Genomic DNA, 4,894 nt, shown 5'->3' on the forward strand with positions numbered 1-4,894 from the left:
GGCGTCGCCCCGTGGCGGCAGGACGAGGACGATACGCCCGCGCTCGCCGCGCAGGATGCGGTCGCGCAGGGAGTAGAACGTCTCGGCCGGGTCCAACTCAATGATGTGCATGAAGAGGGATAATTCGCAGATTACGCAGATCTCAGAAACGTTTCTGAAATCTGCGTAATCTGCGGATGTCTTATTCTTGCAGCGCGGCCTCGATATGGGCGCGGACGGCGGCCAGGGCATCGGCCAGCTTCTCCGGGTCGCGCCCACCGGCCTGGGCCATGTCGGGCCGGCCGCCGCCGCCGCCGCCCACGATCTTGGCCACTTCGCGCACCAGGTCGCCGGCCTTCACGCCGCGGGCGATCAGGTCGGGCGTCACCGCGGCCACGATGATGGGCTTGCCGTCCTTGACCGCGCCCAGGACGGCCACGCCGGAGCTGACCCGGTCGCGGAACCAGTCGGCCATCTCGCGCAGCCGCTCGGCGTTGGGCACGTCCACCTGGGCGGCCAGGACGCGCGCGCCCCTGATCTCCATGACGCCGCCGAGCAGCACCTCGAACGCGCTGCGCGCCAACTGGCGGTTAGCGCTGTCCAACTCCCGCTCCTGGCTGCGGTCGTGCTCCAGCAGCGCCTCCAGCCGCGACTCCAACTCGGTCACCGGGGCGTTGAGGCGCGCCGCCAGCCGGTCGAGCAGTTGCAGCCGCTCGCCGAGGAAGTCATACGCGCCGTGGCCGGTGACCGCCTCGACGCGGCGGACGCCGGCAGCGACAGCGCTCTCGCCGACGAAGTGGAACATGCCGATCTCGCCCGTCTCGCCCACGTGCAGGCCGCCGCATAGCTCGAAGCTGTAGGGCGCCTGGTCGTTCTGGCCGCCCACGGTGATGGTGCGTACGATGTCGCCGTACTTCTCGCCGAAGAGGGCCATCGCGCCCCGCTCAATCGCTTCTCGCTGGCCGCTGTAGGCCACGGTGACCGGGTAGTTGGCCAGAACGGCCTCGTTGATGGCCGCCTCGATGCGCTGGAGCATGTCGCGCCCCACCGGCTGGTCGTGGGTGAAGTCGAAGCGCAGCCGGTCCGGCGCGACCAGCGAGCCGGCCTGGACGACGTGGTTGCCCAGGTGGGCGCGCAGTTCGCGGTGCAGCAGGTGGGTGGCGGTGTGGTTGCGGCGGATGTCGGCCCGCCGTTCGCGGTCGACTTCCAGATGTACAACCTGCCCGACCTTGAGTTCGCCGCCGGCGATTTCGCCGCCGTGAACGATCAGCCCCGGCACGGGCCGGCGCACGTCGCGCACGGCGACCTCGCCGCCGAAGGTGTTGCGAATGTGGCCGGTGTCGCTGACCTCGCCGCCCGACTCGACGTAGAACGGCGTGGCCGCGGTGACGACCTCGACCTTCTGGCCGGCGCGGGCCACTTCGACCGGCTGGCCGTCACTGATCAGGCCCAGGATAGTCGATTCCAGCGCCGCGCCGGTGTAGGGGTCGTAGTCCACACCGCTCTCGTCCAATTGGCCGGTGTTGACCAGTGAATGGAGCATGTCGCCGTAGACGCTCTGGCCGACGACGTAGTTGGCGAACGCGCCGCTGCCGCTGGCCAGAGCGTGCTGTTCGCGGGCCGCGGTGTAGCCGGCCTCGTCCACGGTCATGCCGTGCTGTTCCAGCGCCTCGTCGCGGGTCAGTTCCAGCGGCAGGCCGTGGGTGGCGTAGAGGGCGAAGGCCACGTCGCCGGGCACGACCGTCTCGCCGCGGTGGTGCAGGTCATCGAGGATGCGATCGAGTTGCAGCAGGCCGCTGTCGAGGGTGCGATTGAAGCGCGTCTCCTCGCGTTCCAGGGTGTAGAGGATGAGTTCGCGGCGCAGGCGCAACTCGGGGTAGGCGTCGCCCATCTGGTCAATGTAGACCTGGGCCACCTGGCCGAGGAAGGGCTGGTGGAAGCCGATCTTGCGGCCGAAGCGGGCCGCGCGGCGGATGATCATGCGCAGGACGTAGGCCGCGCCGGTGTTGCCCGGCTGGACGCCGTCGGCGATGAGGAAGGTCGCCGCCCGGCCGTGGTCGGCGATGACGCGGTAGCCGACGTATTGCGTCTGGCGCTGCTCGTCGCTGTCGCCCAGCAGCTCCTGGACGCGGGCCAGCGCCGGGGTGAAGAGGTCGGTCTCGTAGTTGCTATCCACGCCCTGGATGACGCGCACCAGCCGCTCCATGCCCATGCCGGTATCCACCGACGGGTGGGGCAGGGGTACAAGCGAGCCATCCTTGAGGCGCTCGAATTGCATGAAGACCAGATTCCAGACCTCGACGTAGCCGGGGTAGTCGTCGTTGTTGACGCCGGCGGGGGTGATGCCGGCCATGTCGCCGGAGTAGTAGTGAATCTCCGAACACGGGCCGCAGGGGCCGATGTCGCCCATCTCCCAGAAGTTGTCTTCCTTGCCGAAGCGGAGGATGCGCTCGGCGGGCAGGTAGCGCTGCCAGAGGCCGGCCGCGTCGTCGTCATCAGTGTAGACGGTAGCGAAGAGGCGCTCCGGCTCCAGGCCCATGACGCCGGTCAGGAACGTCCAGGCGTAGTCGATGGCCTCGCGCTTGAAGTAGTCGCCGAAGGAGAAGTTGCCGAGCATCTCGAAGAAGGTGTGGTGGCGGGCCGAGGGGCCGACGTTCTCCAGGTCGTTCTGTTTGCCCTGGACGCGCATCACTTTCTGGGCGGTCGTGGCGCGCTTGTAGGGGCGCTTCTCTTTGCCCAGGAAGACGTCCACAAACTGGTTCATGCCGGCGTTGGTGAACAGCAGTGTCGGGTTGTCCTTCTGCGGCAGCGGCGCGCTGGGGACGATCTCGTGCTTCAACTCGTTAAAATAATCCAGGAAAGCCTGGCGGATTTCATTGCTGGTTGTCGGTCTCATAATTGCTCCGGGCGAATTCTAGCAGATTGGATAATGAATGCCGATTGATGTGGGCGCGGGGGAGCAGGGGGGCGGGGGAGCGGGGGTGAAAGAAATGTCACACTTGACAGCACTTTCACCCCTGCACCCCTGCGCCCCTGCTCCCCTGCAAGCCAGCCGCACGTTGGTTTCCATCACTCGCCTCCAAACAAAAAACCGCCAGACCGATGACTCAGTCTGGCGGTTGCCGATTCGCTAGGGTTGTGTTCGCGTCAAGCAACGTCTCCGACCAGACTGAGGGTCTGGCCGGCGGCGGCGAAACCTACGTGCTTGAAGAGAACGTTGAACATGAGGGTAGTGTAGCAGGGAGAGAGATGGGTGTCAACAGCACTCAGACCTGACAGGTGGGCGGCCACAGGGTTCATTCCGGCCGGAGTACCTATGGCCGCCCACCTGTCAGGTCTTCAATCAGAAGCGCCGCCAGCACATCCTCCAGCGGCGGCAATTCGGGCCGGTCTTTGAAGTCGGTCATCCGCCGGTAAACGTCGCCCGCCGCGCGGTGGAACCCCTCGGGCGCGCCGGCCTCGCCCAGCGTGTCGGCGATCTCGTCCATCTCCCCGGCAAATCGCCACGCCTTGCGCGTGACCCGCCGGACTCGTTGCGCCGCGCCTTCGGCCAGGTCCGAACCTTCGCGCGACCACTGCCCCTCCAGCGCCGGCCGGACGCCCAACGCCTCGGCCGCGGCCAGGCTGGCAGCGAGCAGGGCGGTCGTCCCCTTGGTGTAGGCGGCGTAACACATCTTGAGCGCCGACGCCTGGCCCGCCGACTCTCCCAGCACCACGACTTCCAGCGGCCCGGCGGCGAAACAACCCGCCGCGTCCTCGGCTGCCGCGCCCGACAGGTAGAGCCACGTGCTGTGCGGCGACCAGGCCGGCCCGCCGATGATGCCGCTGTCCACGAAGGTTGCGCCGGCGGCCGCGAAGGCGTGGGCCATGCGTCGGGCGCGTTGGGGCGAGATAGCGTTGGCGTCGAGGTAGATGCCGTCGAAGTGATGCGAGAGCACGTCGGCGGCTACCGTTTCGGCCGCGTGTGGGGGGCAGACGCTGACAATGACCGAACAGCGTTCGCAAAGGTGTGCCAGCGTCAGCGCGTCGTGGAGCGCATATTGCTCAGCGCGGGCGCGGGTCTGCGGGCCGCGCCCCTCGGAGGCCCAGAAGACGGTGTGGCCCCCGTTCTGAAGCGTGGCGGCGATGGAGATGCCCATCTCGCCGGGGTGTGCCCTATCCGCGAAATCTGTGGATAATCCTTCCATGTCCGACAAAAACCTGAGTCAACTATGATCATTCTTGAAACCAACCGCCTCCTCCTCCGCCGCCTCGTCCCCGACGACCTCGACGCGCTCTATGCCCTCTACCGCGACCCGGAGATGCGCCGCTATTTCCCCATCGAAGGCGCGTTGCCCGACCGCACGCTGACCTACGAGGAGACGAAGGAGGAGTTGGAGTGGTTCTTCAACGGCCACCCGCGTCACCCGGAGTTGGGCCTGTGGGCGACCATTCTTAAGGAGAGCGGCGCGTTCATCGGCCGCTGCGGCCTGCTGCCCTGGACGATTGACGGGCAGGACGAGGTCGAGATCGCCTACATGATCGACAAAGCGTACTGGCGGCAAGGGCTGGGCGCGGAGGCGGCGAGGGGCATCCGCGACTACGCCTTCGAGCGGCTGGGCCTGTCGCGTCTGATCTGTATGATCGACCCGGAGAACGCGGCCTCCATCGGCGTCGCCACGGCCATCGGTATGACCTTCGAGAAGGAGTGCACCGATGAGCATGGGCCGTTTTGGGTCTACTCGATGAAGAAGGAAGAGAAAGAATCCGCAGATTTCGCCGATTACGCGGATTAAAGAGATGAACGATGAGGTTCTAACCCATCCCGATCAAGTCACCGCGGAATGGTTGACCCGCGTCCTCAACCGGAGCGGGGCGCTTGCGGATGGAGAGGTGGCGGCTTTCGAGATGGAGGCGCAGGAGCGCATCCTCTCGA

At 66.7% G+C, this 4,894-nt stretch carries 3 protein-coding genes; 1 reads left to right on the plus strand and 2 read right to left on the minus strand.

The genetic code is table 11. The features are described 5' to 3' along the window. Positions 1-181: 181 nt before the first annotated feature. Positions 182-2,875, minus strand: a complete 2,694-nt coding sequence (gene alaS / locus ACE3UY_RS01905; RefSeq protein WP_374685859.1) for an alanine--tRNA ligase — start codon at positions 2,873-2,875, stop codon at positions 182-184. A 418-nt stretch (positions 2,876-3,293) separates the two neighbouring features. Beyond that, positions 3,294-4,166, minus strand: coding sequence for a DUF1932 domain-containing protein (locus ACE3UY_RS01910; protein ID WP_374685860.1), 873 nt, complete (start codon positions 4,164-4,166; stop codon positions 3,294-3,296). Positions 4,167-4,190: 24 nt separating this feature from the next. On the opposite strand from ACE3UY_RS01910, the gene ACE3UY_RS01915 reads away from it, so the two are divergent. Continuing rightward, the gene (locus tag ACE3UY_RS01915; protein WP_374685861.1) at positions 4,191-4,754 is read left to right on the plus strand and encodes a GNAT family N-acetyltransferase; all 564 of its coding nucleotides are present in this window, start codon (positions 4,191-4,193) and stop codon (positions 4,752-4,754) included. Positions 4,755-4,894: the final 140 nt, after the last annotated feature.

The organism is Promineifilum sp. (SeqCode), assembly GCF_041918635.1.
Classification (GTDB): Bacteria; Chloroflexota; Anaerolineae; order Promineifilales; family Promineifilaceae; genus Promineifilum.

Excerpts from the sequence above, each read along its gene's own strand:
- ACE3UY_RS01910 (WP_374685860.1), bottom strand. The coding sequence starts at position 4,166 with ATGGAAGGATTATCCACAGATTTCGCGGATAGGGCACACCCCGGCGAG.
- alaS (WP_374685859.1), bottom strand. The coding sequence starts at position 2,875 with ATGAGACCGACAACCAGCAATGAAATCCGCCAGGCTTTCCTGGATTAT.
- ACE3UY_RS01915 (WP_374685861.1), top strand. The coding sequence starts at position 4,191 with ATGATCATTCTTGAAACCAACCGCCTCCTCCTCCGCCGCCTCGTCCCC.